General features: G+C 65.3%; 15 protein-coding genes. 12 read left to right on the top strand and 3 right to left on the bottom strand.

Going from position 1 to position 14,154, the window contains the following annotated elements:
* From VMX79_05875 to VMX79_05840, 8 genes are all read left to right on the top strand, one after another.
* Window positions 1–235: hypothetical protein (locus tag VMX79_05875; protein HUV86624.1), on the top strand; the 235-nt coding region annotated here is incomplete at its 5' end.
* A gap of 6 nt (window positions 236–241) precedes the next feature.
* Window positions 242–1,540 carry a nodulation protein NfeD gene (locus VMX79_05870; protein HUV86623.1) on the top strand — a complete coding sequence of 433 codons (1,299 nt, stop codon included), beginning with the start codon at window positions 242–244 and terminating at the stop codon, window positions 1,538–1,540.
* Window positions 1,541–1,574: 34 nt separating this feature from the next.
* Complete coding sequence (locus VMX79_05865; protein ID HUV86622.1) at window positions 1,575–2,297, top strand: energy-coupling factor ABC transporter permease; 723 nt, start codon at window positions 1,575–1,577, stop codon at window positions 2,295–2,297.
* The gene (locus VMX79_05860; protein ID HUV86621.1) at window positions 2,297–2,914 is read left to right on the top strand and encodes a CbiQ family ECF transporter T component; all 618 of its coding nucleotides are present in this window, start codon (window positions 2,297–2,299) and stop codon (window positions 2,912–2,914) included. The genes VMX79_05865 and VMX79_05860 overlap by 1 nt, the downstream gene beginning before the upstream one ends.
* Window positions 2,895–3,653 carry an ABC transporter ATP-binding protein gene (locus tag VMX79_05855; GenBank protein HUV86620.1) on the top strand — a complete coding sequence of 253 codons (759 nt, stop codon included), beginning with the start codon at window positions 2,895–2,897 and terminating at the stop codon, window positions 3,651–3,653. Before VMX79_05860 ends, VMX79_05855 begins: the two co-directional genes overlap by 20 nt.
* Window positions 3,654–3,677: 24 nt before the next feature.
* The gene (locus VMX79_05850) at window positions 3,678–4,310 is read left to right on the top strand and encodes a hypothetical protein (protein HUV86619.1); all 633 of its coding nucleotides are present in this window, start codon (window positions 3,678–3,680) and stop codon (window positions 4,308–4,310) included.
* Between the two features lie 13 nt (window positions 4,311–4,323).
* A complete protein-coding gene (locus VMX79_05845; protein ID HUV86618.1) occupies window positions 4,324–5,013 on the top strand; it encodes a hypothetical protein in 690 nt (229 codons plus the stop codon).
* A gap of 133 nt (window positions 5,014–5,146) precedes the next feature.
* Window positions 5,147–6,538, top strand: a complete 1,392-nt coding sequence (locus tag VMX79_05840) for a TatD family nuclease-associated radical SAM protein (protein ID HUV86617.1) — start codon at window positions 5,147–5,149, stop codon at window positions 6,536–6,538.
* A gap of 57 nt (window positions 6,539–6,595) precedes the next feature.
* Here the strand turns inward: VMX79_05840 and VMX79_05835 are convergent, their stop codons facing one another.
* Genes VMX79_05835 through VMX79_05825 form a run of 3 tightly spaced genes read right to left on the bottom strand, consistent with a single transcriptional unit; the run spans window position 6,596 to window position 9,117 of the window.
* Window positions 6,596–6,844 carry a hypothetical protein gene (locus VMX79_05835; GenBank protein ID HUV86616.1) on the bottom strand — a complete coding sequence of 83 codons (249 nt, stop codon included), beginning with the start codon at window positions 6,842–6,844 and terminating at the stop codon, window positions 6,596–6,598.
* A 51-nt stretch (window positions 6,845–6,895) separates the two neighbouring features.
* Window positions 6,896–8,056 (bottom strand): tetratricopeptide repeat protein, encoded by a 1,161-nt coding sequence (locus tag VMX79_05830; GenBank protein HUV86615.1) that lies wholly within the window; start codon window positions 8,054–8,056, stop codon window positions 6,896–6,898.
* A gap of 59 nt (window positions 8,057–8,115) precedes the next feature.
* Entirely contained in the window at window positions 8,116–9,117 is a 1,002-nt protein-coding gene (locus tag VMX79_05825) for a helix-turn-helix domain-containing protein (GenBank protein ID HUV86614.1), read from the bottom strand.
* 379 nt (window positions 9,118–9,496) lie between these two features.
* Here VMX79_05825 and VMX79_05820 point away from each other — a divergent pair, with 379 nt between their 5' ends.
* From VMX79_05820 to VMX79_05805, 4 genes are all read left to right on the top strand, one after another.
* On the top strand, window positions 9,497–9,760 hold the full coding sequence (locus tag VMX79_05820) for a DUF4321 domain-containing protein (GenBank protein HUV86613.1): 264 nt from the start codon (window positions 9,497–9,499) through the stop codon (window positions 9,758–9,760).
* Between the two features lie 31 nt (window positions 9,761–9,791).
* Window positions 9,792–11,546, top strand: a complete 1,755-nt coding sequence (locus tag VMX79_05815; GenBank protein HUV86612.1) for a hypothetical protein — start codon at window positions 9,792–9,794, stop codon at window positions 11,544–11,546.
* The gene (locus VMX79_05810; protein ID HUV86611.1) at window positions 11,543–12,577 is read left to right on the top strand and encodes a sugar phosphate nucleotidyltransferase; all 1,035 of its coding nucleotides are present in this window, start codon (window positions 11,543–11,545) and stop codon (window positions 12,575–12,577) included. The genes VMX79_05815 and VMX79_05810 overlap by 4 nt, the downstream gene beginning before the upstream one ends.
* Window positions 12,578–12,582: 5 nt before the next feature.
* Window positions 12,583–14,154: VCBS repeat-containing protein (locus VMX79_05805; GenBank protein HUV86610.1), on the top strand; the 1,572-nt coding region annotated here is incomplete at its 3' end.

Raw genomic sequence — 14,154 nt, 5'->3', positions numbered from 1 at the left:
CACGTACCGGGCCGATAATATAACCCTTTCCCTAGTCGTAATGATCGACGAGCTAAACGGCTTCATCGCCGATAACGGGTATTGCAACTTCGAATTCGAGCGGTACGACTCGACCGCGGGCAAGAAGTACTGGCGCCTTACCAAGTGGTGGGACCGCACGTGCGGGGGCTACGACGAATATCCGGGCGTCGCGTCGCCGTCGTCGTTCGGCCGCGTTCTGGCGATTTACAACTAAAAAATTATGAAAACGACACGGAAAATACTACTTACGGTTGCCGTCGCCGCTATAGCGCTCGCGGCTGCCGCTCGAGCCGACGCCCCCCTCGTCCGCCACCTCAAAATCGAAGGCGTCGTCAGCCCCATTATGGCGGAGTTCATCGTCGAGGGGATAGAGCAGGCCGAAGCGGACCGCGCGTCGCTGGTGGTCGTCTCGCTCGACACGCCGGGCGGCCTCGACCCGTCGATGCGCAAGATAATCAAGAAGATCCTGGCGTCGAAGGTGCCGGTGGCGGTGTACGTGTGGCCCCCGGGCGGCCGGGCCGCGAGCGCCGGGACCTTCATCACGCTGGCGGCGCACGTCGCGGCCATGGCCCCCAACACCTCCATCGGCGCGGCCCACCCGGTAACGCTGGGTATGGGCGGCGAGGGCGCCGACGAGGCCATGACGGAGAAGATAACGAACGACGCCGCCTCCTACATCAAGAGCCTGGCGCGGCGGCGAGGCCGCAACGAGAAGTGGGCCGAGCTCGCCGTCCGCAAGTCGGCCTCGCTGTCGGCGGAGGACGCCGTAACCGAGAACGTCGTCGACTTCGTCGCCGAGAACTTCGACGACCTGCTGAAGAAAGTGGACGGCCGGAAGGTGAAGGCCGCGGGCCGCGAGGTCGTCATAAAGACGAAGGGCGCGCGCGTCGAGGAGTTTACGCCCGACTTCCGCCAACGCTTACTCGCCGTACTGACGGACCCCAACGTCGCGTACATCCTCCTCATCATCGGCTTCTACGGCATCATCTTCGAGCTCTCCAACCCGGGCTCCATCCTGCCCGGCGTGGCGGGCGGCATCTGCATCATCCTCGCCTTCTACGCGCTGTCGACGCTGCCGGTGAATTACGCCGGCGTGGGGCTCATCGTTTTTGCTATAATACTTTTTTTGGCCGAGATAAAGATAACCAGCCACGGCTTGCTGGCCGTGGGAGGGACGATCTCGATGCTGCTCGGTTCTATTTTACTCATAAATACGCCCGCGCAATACCTGCGGATATCCTGGGCCGTCATCATACCGGCGGTGGTCACGACGTTGCTCTTCTTCCTCTTCGCCGTGGGGATGGGCCTGCGCGCCCAACGCCGCAAACCCACCACCGGCGACAAGGGGATGGTGGGCGAACGCGGCCGGGCTACGACGGCGGTGGGGCCCGCGGGCGGCCAGGTATTCGTCCGCGGCGAGTATTGGCGCGCCACCGCGGCCGAGGCCATCCCCGCGGGCGGGTCGGTGGAAGTGGTCCGCGCCGACGGCCTGTTAGTGGAAGTCCGCCGCATCGCGTAAGTCGCCGCGCCGGCGAACGGCCCGACGAAATCCTATGGCCCACCTCCACCTTCCGGACGGCGTTCTACCGTTCTACTTGTGGGCGGCCGGCTACGCCGTCGTGGCCGCCTTTTTGGTTCTTTCGTGGCTCAAGTTCCTTCGGGCCCCGAACCTGGTCGTCTTCGCCCGGGCGGGGTTTTTCGCGGCGCTGATGGTCGTCGCGATGTCGTTCCACGTCGCGCCGCTGGGGTACCATCTCAACCTGGCGGCGCTGGCGGGTATCGTGGCCGGGCCGGCGGCGGCGCTCCTCGCCTGCCTGTTCGCCAACGTCATACTCGCACTGTTGGGCCACGGCGGCATAACCGTAATCGGCCTGAATACGGTGACGCTGGGCGCGGAGGCGCTCGCGGCCTTTGCTTTCTTCCGCGCCGCCGCGTTCATAAAGGCGACGTGGCCCCGGGCGTTCGTCGCGACGCTGGTCGCGCTGGCCGCGGCTACGACGCTCGCGTTCGGCGTCGTCGCCGTCGGCACGCGCGACTTCGGCGACGTGGTGGAGCGAGGCCGCGGCAGCGTCGTCACCTTCGAGCTGTTCGACGACCACGCGCGACACGAAGGGCACCACGCCGACGAAAGCCAAGCCGAAGTATCGCGCGGCCGCCTCGCCGCCCTCTTCTACGGCCTGGGCTCCATCGGCTGGGTCCTGGAGGCGCTGGTAACGGCCACGGTGGCGGCCTACCTCAAGAAGGCCGCGCCGCGGCTCTTTGGGGAAGCGACGTAATGTTCCTCGAAGACCTCGACTACTGGGCGACGTCGGGAAGCGGGTGGCTGCACCGCTTGCCGACCTGGCCCAAGCTGGCATGGCTCGCCGGCGTCGTCGCCGCGATAATATTCGTCTACGACTTCCTGTTCTACGGCGCGCTGTACGTCGTGCTGCTCGCGTTCCTGTTTACGTCGCGGCTGCCGGCGCGGCGCGTACTGGCGGCGTCGGCGTACCCGCTGGTTTTCCTGACGTTTTTATTTTTTAGCGTGCGGGGGCTCGACGTCTTCGCGGTGGTGTACTTCGCGGTACGCGTGATGACGGTGTCGCTGACGGTCCTCCTTATAGTGGCGACGACGCCGCTGCCGCGACTGTTGGCCGCCGGGCGGTTTCTACCGAAGTTCATAGTCGCCGGCCTCTTTTTGAGTTACCGCGCCGTATTCATACTCGCCGCGGTAGCGCGCGACGTGCGGACCGCGTACCGCCTGCGGGGCGCGCCCGGGTGGCGGCACCCGCGCCGGTTCGTAGTCAATACCGGCCGGGCGGTGGGTTACGTCGTGCTGGCGGCGCTGGAGCGCGCCGAGAACGCCGCCGCGGCTCTCAAAGTGCGGGGTTTCGATGGCCGAATATACCTCTGAGCCGATAGTATCGGTGCGGTGCGTCCGCCACGTCTACGCCGACCGGACCGAAGTCGACATCTGCGGCCTCGACTTCGAAATACGCGGCGGCGAACGCGTCGCCATCCTCGGCCCCAACGGCTGCGGCAAGACGACGCTCCTCAAACATATCCTGGGAATGCTCGAGCCGGTCGACGGCGAGGTGCGGGTATTCGGCGCGAACCCGGCGCGCGAGTTCGACCGGCTGGTGGGTCGCATCGGCGTCGTCCTCCAGAACGTCGACGAACAAATATTGGGCCCCACCGTCTTCGACGACGTGGCGTTCACGCCGCGGAACCTGGGCGTACCGCGCGCGGAAGTCGACCGGCGCGTGGGCGACGTTCTCGCCGCGTTGGAAATCGAGAAGCTCGCCGGTAAGGTCGTGCACTACGTCTCGGGCGGCGAGAAGAAACTGGTGGCGCTGGCCGGAGCTCTGGTGACGTCGCCGGAGCTGCTGGTACTCGACGAGCCGCTGGAGTGGCTCGACCCCCGGGCGCGCGACCGCGTGATATCCTATCTGAGGGAGCTCAACGAGGCGCGCGGGACGACGCTGGTGTTCGCGACGCACGAGGTGGCCGCCGCCCGCGAGCTCGCGACGCGCGGGTACCTAATGAAGGCCGGCGGCGAGCTGGGCGCCGCGGGGCCGATGCCGGCGCTGCTCGCCCGGGCGGACCTCGGCGAATATAGCCTGGTAGCGGTCCGGGAAGAATATCCCGTTTAATAACGAAAAAGAGGAGGAGCACAAATGGGGCGTTTTATCATTACGTTGGCGGCGGCACTGTGCGCCGCGGCGGCGGCGGCGTGGGCCGGGACCATCCCCGACGCCACCGACGAGGGCGCCCTGCGCCTCGGGCCGATGGCGGTAGCGGCGTTCGGGCCGTCCTCGAGCTTCGGCGGCGGCGGCGCCCTCTGGGCCCAATACGACGGCTCCTGGTTCGGCGTCGACGTCCGCCTCGGCGGCCACGTATTGAACCCGGAAAACGGCAACACGACGTCCGTCCGTTGGGAGAACGAATACTGGATGTATCCCTTCAAAGGGAAATTCCGGCCCTATTTGGCTCCCGCCGTCGGCTTGAATTACTTCGCCGACGACGAAACCGATGGGGGGGGAGACCGGCGCCGCGAAGAACGGTTCCTCCCCATAATAGCCGCGTACTTCGGCGTCCGCTTGAACTCGTTGTCGTCGCCGTTCTACTTCACCTTTGATGGCGGTTATAAATACGTCGACGACGACGGCTTCGGGACCATCCGGAACCGTTACTTCTTCGCCCTTAACGAAACGATAGCGCTCCGGGCGGGCTTCGAGGCCGCGTTCAGATTCGACAAAGCTAAATTCGGCTACGGCCTGGTCGACGTCGGCCCGGCGTTCAGCTTCTAAAGGAGGACAAAAAATGAGAAATAGGGTCTTGGTCGTCGTCCTGGCCGCGGCCGCGGCCTCGTACGCCCAGGAGCTCGAGCACTCGACGCTCGTGGGCGGCGTTCTGGGCGCGGCGTCGTACGAGGCATTCGGCGTGGTCGATGCCGCCCGGGAAAGCTCGTACAACGTGGCCTTTCACCTCGGCGCGGACTTCTATCGCAACGACGGGCGCGTAACGCACCTCGTCACTTTCGACCTCGCCGCGACCGAGGGCTACTTCGGCCTGCCGATCAAGGTCTTCGACTTCAACTATAACCTACCCGTCTACTTCACGTCGGGGCCGCTCAGGCCGGCGGTCAGGCCTTTCTTCGGCGCGCGCTTCGCGACCAGCGATAGGGGCGGCTCGTTGGGTCAGCTCGGCGTTCTGGGCGGCGTACGTTTCAGGCCGTCGCCGACCAAATGCATCTTCTCCGACGTGTACTTCGGTTGGCGCGGCCGCTACGGCAGCCTTGAATTCGAAGAGGCGGAAGAGGACGAAGGCTGGAAGAACGGCCTGGCGTTCCGCAACGCCAACACCATCGAAATCGTCCTGCCATTCTGTATATACGTTACGGCCGCGCTGGACTACGACTTCACGAAGGTCGAACCGGCCAGCCTTAAAGACGAAACCGGCACCCGGAAACCCACCTTCAGCGCCGGCTTCGGCCCGGCGTTCTTCTTCTAACGGCGCCGCCGTAATTGCTCACCGGGGCGCCGTCTCGTAATAATCGATCGGCGCCGTAACGAGCCCGCCCGAATCCTCGCCGTTCCCCGGAACGTACGTTGGGGACCAACCTCTCCCCGTGCGGACGAATAGCATGAAGCTAAACTACCTCCTCGCCGACACTCACGTCCACCTCGAGCACGAGGACTTCGCCGCGGACGCGGCCGACGTGATAGCGCGCGGCCGCGAGGCGGGAGTACGCTACATGGTCGTACCCGTCTGCGCCGCGGCCGATACCGCCCGGGCGCTCGAGCTAGGCCGCGGCTACGACGGCGTTTACGTCGCCGCCGGCCTCCACCCCAACTGCGGCTTGCACCTCGACGACGCCGAAGCGTCCGGGATTAAAGAAGCGTTGGCCCGGGGCAAAGAGGAGGGCTTGGCCGTCGCCGTCGGCGAGTGCGGCTTGGATTACCACTTTATGGCGCTGCCCCGCGACGAGCAGCTCGAGCTCGTGCGTTGGCATCTCGCGTTGGCGCGCGAGCTGGAGCTGCCGATAATCCTCCACCAGCGCGACGCCGAGGCGGACCTCAGGCTCGTTCTGGACGAGGAGGGCGCGCCGCCCCGCGGCGGCGTCCTCCACTGCTTCTCCGGAGACTTGGAATATTACCGGTGGTCGCGAGGACGCGGCCTATTCGTCTCGTTCACGGGGAACATAACGTACGGAGGGGAAAGCCGGCCGCCGGCCTACTTCGCGGAGCTGGACCTCGCCACGACGATGCTCGAGACCGACGCGCCGTACATGGCGCCCATACCGCGCCGGGGGGAGCGAAACGAACCGGCCTACTTGCCCCTCGCCGCCGACGCGCTGAGCGCTCGAGCCGGCAAGCCGCCCGAAGACGTCTACGCGGAAACGACGCTGGTGGCGCGGCGCTTCTTCGGCCTCGAGCCCGATTTCGGCGGCGCGATAGTTTACCGCCTGAGGAACTCGCTCTACTTGAACGTCACGAACCGGTGCACGAACGCGTGCCGCTTCTGCATCCGCGAACGCGCACCGGGGGTGGGCGGCTACGACCTGCGCTTGAAGATGGAGCCGACGGCGGCCGAGATTATCGCCGCGATAGGCGACGCCGCCGCCTACGACGAAGTGGTATTCTGCGGCTACGGCGAGCCGACGATACGTTGGGAAACGGTGACGGAAGTAGCCCGGGCGGTGAAGCGAGCCGGCGGCGTCGTCCGCCTGAATACCAACGGCTCGGCGAACCTCACGCAAGGCCGCGACGTGACGGCCGAGATGGCGGGCCTGTTCGACAAGGTTTCGGTGAGCGTCAACGCGCCGGACGAGGCCGCTTACGAGCGGTTGTGCCGGCCGCGCGCCGGCGCCGCGGCCTGGCGCGCGGTAGAGGAATTCGTGACCGTCGCCAAGCGCCACGTACCCACGGTGATAATAACCGCCGTCGCCGCCGAGGCCGTACCGCTCGAGGCCGTGGAGCGCCTGGCGAAGGAATGGGGCGTAGCGTTCCGCGTTCGCCGCTACGCCGAAGGGTAAAGTAATCGAAAAGCCGCCGGGTTCACCGGCGGCGGTTGAAGTCCAACGCGTTCGTTTTTATTCGTCGTACGGCTTGGAGGAATCTTCGCCGGCGAAGACGTCCTCCCAGGTTGGCACGTACTCTTCCGGCGCGGCGTCCCACTCGTCGAGAGGCGAATTCTCGCCGTCGTTTTCGAGTTCGTAGAAGCGGCCCCGCACGTACGCGCCACCCTCGTCTACCTCGACTTCTCCGCATTGGGCGCACTGATACAGGCCGAGCTGAAGCTCGTCCGGTGCCACCGGGCCGCCGCACGCCGGGCACCTCATCTAACGTCCCTCCGGAAGGCGCCCCGACTACGGCCTTGCCCCGTCGCGAGTCTATTTCTGCTGTTCGTAGAGCTCTTCCCCCTTCTCTAGGTATTCCTTGCCCTTTTCGTACTCGCCGATTTCGCCGTACGCCTTACCGAGGTTGATGTATATGCGGTAGTCGTCCGGCGCATACTCCATCGCCTGTTCTAAATACTCTATCGCCTTCTTGGGGTCGCGCCCCTCGTACTCTTTCCTCAAGTAGTAGGCGGCAATCTCGCCCAGGACCTCGCCTTTTATCTTCGGGTCCTCGGTGGACTCGACCACGACCTCGTAGGTCGCTATCGCCTCGTCGACCCGGCCCAGCTTGTCCATAACGGCCGCCTTGGCGTTCAGCAGCATCATTTCGCGGGGCCTCTCTTCCAAAAGCGGTTCGATAATCGCGAGCGCGCGCTCGTACTTCTCGAGGCGCAGGCACGCGTTGACGACCTTTAGAAGGTACTCGCCGAGCGGCGTCTTCTCGTCCCAGTTCGGCCCGGCCTTATCGGCGCGCTTCGCCCCCACGGCTACTTCGTACGTATCCAGCGTCTTAGCCCACATCTCTTCGGCATACTCGCCGGTTTTAACCTGGCGTTGGGCCGCGGCGCCGGTGTCGAGGTCGTATTCGGTAACGTCCACCGATTCTTCGGGTTCCAAATCGCCGTAATAGGTCGCCTTCTCCTCGTAAACTAATCCCAAAAGGAACAGCGTCTTGGGATGGGGTTCGAAAACGTGGTACGTCGCGATGAACCCCCCCTCCGCCTTATCCAAATCGCCCGCGACGGTCTCTCCCTCTTCGGAGACGAATTCGGGGTCGTTAACGATACTAAGCGCCCGGGCGAGGTATCTGTGCGCGGCGTTGAAGGCTTGGGACCAAAAGAATTCCCGGCTCTGGAGTATTTTACCTATTTCTTTTTTCTTATTCTTCTGGGCGTATATATCCTCCGCGCGGGACCACGCGTCCGCGGCCTCCATAAACTCACTCTCGTGAGCGTTAGCGTCGCCGAGATACGCCCACGCCTCCGCGCTATCCGGAGACTCGGCTACCTCTTCTTCCAACAGCTTGATCGCCGCTTGGTATTCGTCCTCGCGCATATGGACAATAGCGCCCGCAACGCGCCAAGACTTCGCTAGCACGACGCCGCTTAGCGCGAAGAGTATTACCAAGCACGAAACGATGATTCTGGTACGCACCGGCACTTCCTCCTTGTTTTTAATAAATCTATCACAGCCAAACTCGCCAGTCAAGAGCTTTAAACCCAAAAGATGGGCGGACAAGGGACGTGGTACTCACCTGTTTCGGGTTCAACGAGGTCGAGGATAATAGGGGGCGGGGTAAACAGGTGCTCGGAGAGGCCGGGCCGCAAGGAGGAGGCGATTTGGAACGGAGACAGGTTCCCGCGGTGGCGGTTGCGGCGGAAGAGGTTGTAGTAGGCGACGTAGGTGTTGGCTTTGGCCAGGAAGTCGCCTAGGCCGTGGAAGCGCTCGCAGCGATAGAACTCGTCTTGGACGGTACGGTGGAACGCCTCTACGTCCGAGTTCCACGTCGGCGCCCGCGGCGGGATGCGGTCGTGCCGTGCCCCGCACCTCTTTACCGCCGCGGTGAACGCCGAGGGCTTTTTCGCCTTGGCGCTACCCACGAACTCCGCCCCGTTGTCCGTCTGCCACGTCGTCCCTCGCACCTTCACCCCCCATCGTTCCAGGTGACCTGCCACGTACCGCGCGAACGTCACCGCGTTCGTCAAAGACGCCTCGTACGCTAACCCTACCACCACCATCCCCGTCCGCACATCCCGCGCCGTGTACTCGTACCGCGGCAACTCGTAGGCCTTCAGCGGCCGATAATATTCATCTATATCCGTTAAGTGCTTCAGGTCGAACTGCACCTTACCTAAAAATCCCAGCCGCTTCTTCTTCTCTCTAAGGTCTCGCTTCTGCCGCCACCGCCGCTTCCGAGGTTTATAGGCCCCGTGCCGTTTAAGTATACTATACACCGTCGGCGCCGAACACGCCAACTCGAACCGTTCCACCAAACGCCTCCCACCCCACGTCGGGTACTGCTGCCGCAGCCGTACCACCAGCTTCTCCAACTTCCGCGCCGTACGCCCGGGGCTATTCTTCGGCCGCCGGCTACGGTCCTCAAGCCCCTTAACCCCCTCCTCCCGGTAACGGTCCCGCCACTTCCGCACCGTCTTAGCCGTCGTCCCGTACGCCCCCGCCGTTCTCCTTACCCCGTGCTCCTCCGCGTATTGCACTATATCTACCCGTAACGTAAATTTCCGTTGCTCTCCTCCACATATATCCTTATACTTTAGTCGGGACATCGGTACGCCACCTCCGGATTTTGGCGAAAGTCGAGCTTTTTATCCAACTCAACTTTACCATATCCTGGTGGGTACCATGTCCCTTTACTCTACATTTAAACCCAAAAGACCGGCAACGCCGCTCCGCCGCGATAAAAAACTTCCCCCTACCTCCCGGCTATGCTATTATCGGTTGACGTAGGATTTGTCGTTCCGATACTACCGCGGGGGGCTTCCAAACCGTAAAACGGACCGACGACGCAACCTGCCGGTTTAAACCGCGCCGAGCGGGGGAAACGAACCCCGTTGCGCGCGGAAGGGAGCTAACGAAATGCCCGCAGGTAAGAGCCTTCTCAAAGGTTTAATAATCGTTATCATAGGTGCGCTCTTGGGTACGATGGTCGGCGAACTCCTGGGCGCGTACCTCCCGGAAGGCGGCGTGAAAAATTTCTTTCTCAAAAGCATTACCTTCGGCCTCGACCCCGCCACCCTTAACCTGCACATCCTGGCGCTGACCTTCGGATTGATTTTAAAGATAAACGTCCTCACGGTAATCGGCATCATCGGCGCGGCTTTTATCCTCCACAAGCTTTAACCGCAGAGAACCGCACCCCAACGCTCGCGAGATGAACTGCAAGTCCTCGGCAACGTTTTTGGCGGCCGGCGCGGCCGTCTTTTTATGCTGCGCCCCGCCGGGCGGCGAAACGCCGGAATACTTCGCCGTACGAAGCCGCGGCGCGGTGGTCGGTTGGATTAGCCGCGACGAACTGGGCCCCCGCCGCGATTCCTCGGGCGCCTTCGCCGCGGCCGAGTGCCGGCTTCACCTGCGGCGTTGGGCCGACGGCCCGGGCGTCGTGGAGGACGAGCTCGCCCTCGTCGCCGCGCGGCGCCCCGGCGAACCGGCGTACCACGTCGCCGGGCGCTGGGAAGGCGGCGAATTCCACTACCGGCGCGGCGGCTCCTGGCACTTCAAACTGATCGACGAATTCGGTAACGTAACCGAAAGCCGCGGCGCCGAAGCCCCCTCCTTCATAACGTTCAAAGGAATCGCGCTTCCCGTCGCGACGTCGCGAGACGGGGGCCGCGCGCCGACCATTACGGGCCTCGACGTCGCCACCGGCCGAGTTTCCCGCTACCGGGGCCGCGGCGACGGGCGCTCGTGGACCGGCCGCGGCGACGCCGACTACGTCCGCGTTACGTTCGGCTCCGAGGGCACGGTTTCGAATTACGTGAACGGCAATTTAAACGTCAGCCGCGCCCGACGCCGGCCGCGGCCGCGCGCCTTCCTGTACCGTAAGCCCTCCTGGGCGTACCTGCCGTTCGTGCTCCCGCCGAAGCCGAAGGCGGTCCGATTGAACCTGCCGTTGACGGCCCGGCTGTCGCGGCCGGCTCGCGTCGAGGACCTCACGAACCCCGGCCAGACGTTTGACGGCGTAACGGCCTGCAACGTCGTCGACGGCACGTTTACGCTGGAACCCTACCTCCAACCGTCGCTCGAGCCGGCCGCCGGGGCCTTCGCGCCCGCCGGGCGAGAAACGTGGCCCGGAATCCAAGGCGCGGGGGAGCTCGAGCGATTGGCGGCGTCGTACCGGGCCGCGGGCAAGACGGTCCGCTTCTGCGCCGGCCTGGGGCTCTTCGCCGGCAACCTGCTTTCGTCGTACGACTGGCTCGAGGTGGACGGCCGGCCGGTCGCCGCGCCCGGGCGGCCTATGCCTCAACTCCGCATCGCGTTGGCGGCATCCGAGGAGCCGGCGACGGTAATCAAGTTCGCGGTGGCCGGCGAGCCGGAAGTCGACGGCTCCGACGCTCGAGCGATAGCCGCGGAAATCCCCGGCCTTAAAAACGGCGCGGAGTTTTTCTACACCATATATTGCGCCGGCACGCCGGCCGGCGGCATCGCCGCCTGGTACGAGAAGACGGCGAAAGAACCGGCGGTCGTCTACACCCGCGGCGAAATTTTCGGCCGCGCGGTCGGGGGCGTAGGCCGGTGCGAGCCTATCTGCGGCGTATCGCCGGATGCCCCCCGCAACCCCGGCCTGGCCGAATTCATAGCGCTCGGCGCGGCGGTAGCCGTACCACGCGAGGACGACGCGCCGCCGTACGAATTCTGTTTTCCGGCCGCCGCCGGCCCGGGCCGCGCCAAATGGCAAGGCTTCAAACCCGTCGTCGCGGCGGACGAAAGGCTACTGTGCCGGGAGTATCTACTCGAGCCGGGCCCCCTGCGCGCCTGCTATACCCACGACGGCATCTTAACTCGGCTGGAGTGGCACGACTACTCCGCGCGGCTGGCGGCCTTCCCGCGCCGCGCTCCCGCCTACGAAAGCCGGCCGCCCGAAGCTTCCCCGACCTCCCCTAGCGGAGCCGAAGGGGGGAACGAATGAAGGCCGTCGTCCTGGCCGCCGGCAAGTCGATGCGTACGTACCCGCTCACGCTCACCCGGCCCAAGCCGGTGCTGCCGCTGCTGGGCAGGCCGCTGCTGGCCCACACGCTGGAGGCCCTCGCGGCCGTCGCCGACGAGGCGATACTGGTCGTCGGATACCGGGCCGAGATGGTCCGGGCGACGTTCGGCGAACGCTACGCCGGCTTGAAACTCGAGTACCGGGTGCAAGCCGACCAGCGGGGGACGGCGGACGCCGTGGCCTCGGCTCGAGACGCCGTCGCGGCCGATTTCCTCGTCATCAACGGCGACGACTACTACGGCGCGGAAAACGTAAAGGCGGTGGCTTCCGCGTCCGGCGCCGCGCTACTGGGCGCGCCGGTCGCCTCTTCCGGGCGCTTCGGCGTGCTGGAAGTCGAGCGCGGCCTCTTGCGCCGCATAAAAGAAAAACCCGCCGACGGCGGCGCGGCGCTGGTCAACGCGGGCCTGTATAAAGTCAACCAGGAGATATTCGCGTACGTCGACCCGCTCGAGCCGTCGCCGCGCGGCGAGCTCGAGTTTACCGCGGCGCTGGAAAAATACGCCACGGCTCGAGCCGTAGCGGTGGTCGAGGCCGCAGCGCCGTGGCTGCCGATCGCCACCCCTCAAGACCTAATATCGGCGCAAACTTTGCTCTGGCCTGCAGGGGAAGGAAGTTCTATAATTGGGGAAGGCTGCCGCTTAAGCCCGGAGGCCACGGTCGGCGGCCGCTCGGCCCTGGGCGCGCGTTGCGAGGTCGGCGCCAACGCCGTCGTCGAGGCGTCGTTGCTGCTCGACGGCGTGCAAGTCGGCGAGGGGGCGGCGGTGGCCGGCAGCGCGCTGGGCGAAGGGGTGGTCGTCGGCGCGGAGGCCGTCGTCGACGGCGCGGCCCTGGGGGACGGCGCCCGGGTGGGCGCGGGCGCCCGCGTGGCGCCCGGGAGCCGCGTTTGGCCCAACGTGAAAATTACGCCGGGGTCCGTCGTTACCGGCGACCTTAAGGAAAGCGAAAAGGAGTGAACGATATGTTTAGATATTTAACGGCGTTGGCCTTAATCGCCGTCGCGGCGCAGGCCGACATCCCGCTCAAGTCGCAGCCGAGCTGGACGTGGGAAACGGCGGAGCGCGCCTACGGCGGCCTGGCCTTCGCCGACGTGGACGACGACGGCGACCTGGACCTCGTCGCCGGCTGCTACGACGGCAGCAACTGGTACCCGCCCATCACCGATTACCACAACATGGTCTTCTACAACGACGGCGGCAACCTGGGGAGCTCGCCCGGGTGGACCTCGGCGCTCGAGCGCCACACCGCCGAACTCGACACCGGCGACGTTAACGGCGACGGCGTGCCGGACGTGTTCGCCGCCAACGGCGGCGCGTCGTACCAACCGAACTCCGTCTATTACGGAAAAACGGGCGGCCCCAACACTTCCCCCGACTGGTCGTCGTCGCAGCCGGCCTGGGCCACCGGTTCATCACTGGGCGACATCGACGGCGACGGCGACGTGGACGCCGCGACCTCCAACGAGGGCCGCAGCCCGACCGACCCCTACCGCCCGGTCTACATCTTCTGGAACACCGGCTCGAGCCTCGGCGCGACGGCCGGATGGCGCTCCAGCGGCCAGGGCGTCTTCAACGGCGTCTGCCTCGGCGACGTGGACGGCGCCGATTTCACGCAGGTTAAGGGCGAACAATTAAAAGGCGACGGCACCCGCCAGGTATTTTACCTGAAGCACGCGCCGCTGCTCCGCATAGACGCCTTACGCCTGGGTGGCGCGCCGCTCAACGCCGCGTACGCCTGCGACCTCTACGCGGGATGGGTTTCGTTCTGCAGGCCGCTGCGGCAGGGTGAGACCGCGGAAATCGACTACACCTATTCCAAGAAGCTCGACCTGGCGGTCGCGAAGTGGTCTAACTTCGACACCTGCGTATATCTCAATACCACCGGGACGCCGAACACGACCCCCGGCTGGACATCCGGCAACCCGGCCAAGACCGACCGCGGCGTCATCTTCTTCGACTACGACCGCGACGGCGACCAGGACCTCCTCGTCGCCGGCAGCAACGACCTCCTCCGCATCTACGCCAACGACAACGGCACGCTGGCCTCGACGCCGGCGTGGACGTCGTCCGGCCAGGTCCGCGTGAACGAGGCCGCCATCGGCGACTTCAACGGCGACGGCTACCAGGACATCGTCATCGCCAACCACCCCTACCGGGGCCTGTCAGTGTGGGAGAATAAGGCCGGCGCCATCGACAAGCAGCCGACGTGGCAGTACACCGGCTCGCAGGAGGTCCGCGCCATCGCCATCGGCGACGTGAACGGCGACGGCGCGCTCGACCTGGCGGCGGGCTTCTCGCGCAAGCCGCTCGTCGTCTTCCTCAACGACCACACGGTGGACGTGAAGGTGACGGCCTTCCGCGCCGCGCCCCGCGAAAACGGCGCCTCGATAACGTGGCGGGCGGAAGGCGCCCGGCTCGCCGGCTTCGACCTGCTGCGGCGGGGGGGGCGGGGCGGCGACGGCGGCTGGACGCGCGTTAATGGCGAACGCATCATCGGCCGCTCGCCCTACCGTTTCGAGGATGGCAACCTCGAG

The sequence above is a fragment of the bacterium genome (genome assembly GCA_035529855.1).
GTDB lineage: Bacteria > RBG-13-66-14 > B26-G2 > WVWN01 > WVWN01 > WVWN01.
This window is presented reverse-complemented; position numbering and strand designations above follow the sequence as displayed.

What these genes read in the sequence shown, in the direction of transcription:
- VMX79_05860 (HUV86621.1), top strand. Translation starts at nt 2,297, where the DNA reads ATGTTCCTCGAAGACCTCGACTACTGGGCGACGTCGGGAAGCGGGTGG.
- VMX79_05810 (HUV86611.1), top strand. Translation starts at nt 11,543, where the DNA reads ATGAAGGCCGTCGTCCTGGCCGCCGGCAAGTCGATGCGTACGTACCCG.
- VMX79_05815 (HUV86612.1), top strand. Translation starts at nt 9,792, where the DNA reads ATGAACTGCAAGTCCTCGGCAACGTTTTTGGCGGCCGGCGCGGCCGTC.
- VMX79_05835 (HUV86616.1), bottom strand. Translation starts at nt 6,844, where the DNA reads ATGAGGTGCCCGGCGTGCGGCGGCCCGGTGGCACCGGACGAGCTTCAG.
- VMX79_05850 (HUV86619.1), top strand. Translation starts at nt 3,678, where the DNA reads ATGGGGCGTTTTATCATTACGTTGGCGGCGGCACTGTGCGCCGCGGCG.
- VMX79_05855 (HUV86620.1), top strand. Translation starts at nt 2,895, where the DNA reads ATGGCCGAATATACCTCTGAGCCGATAGTATCGGTGCGGTGCGTCCGC.
- VMX79_05865 (HUV86622.1), top strand. Translation starts at nt 1,575, where the DNA reads ATGGCCCACCTCCACCTTCCGGACGGCGTTCTACCGTTCTACTTGTGG.
- VMX79_05820 (HUV86613.1), top strand. Translation starts at nt 9,497, where the DNA reads ATGCCCGCAGGTAAGAGCCTTCTCAAAGGTTTAATAATCGTTATCATA.
- VMX79_05870 (HUV86623.1), top strand. Translation starts at nt 242, where the DNA reads ATGAAAACGACACGGAAAATACTACTTACGGTTGCCGTCGCCGCTATA.
- VMX79_05845 (HUV86618.1), top strand. Translation starts at nt 4,324, where the DNA reads ATGAGAAATAGGGTCTTGGTCGTCGTCCTGGCCGCGGCCGCGGCCTCG.
- VMX79_05840 (HUV86617.1), top strand. Translation starts at nt 5,147, where the DNA reads ATGAAGCTAAACTACCTCCTCGCCGACACTCACGTCCACCTCGAGCAC.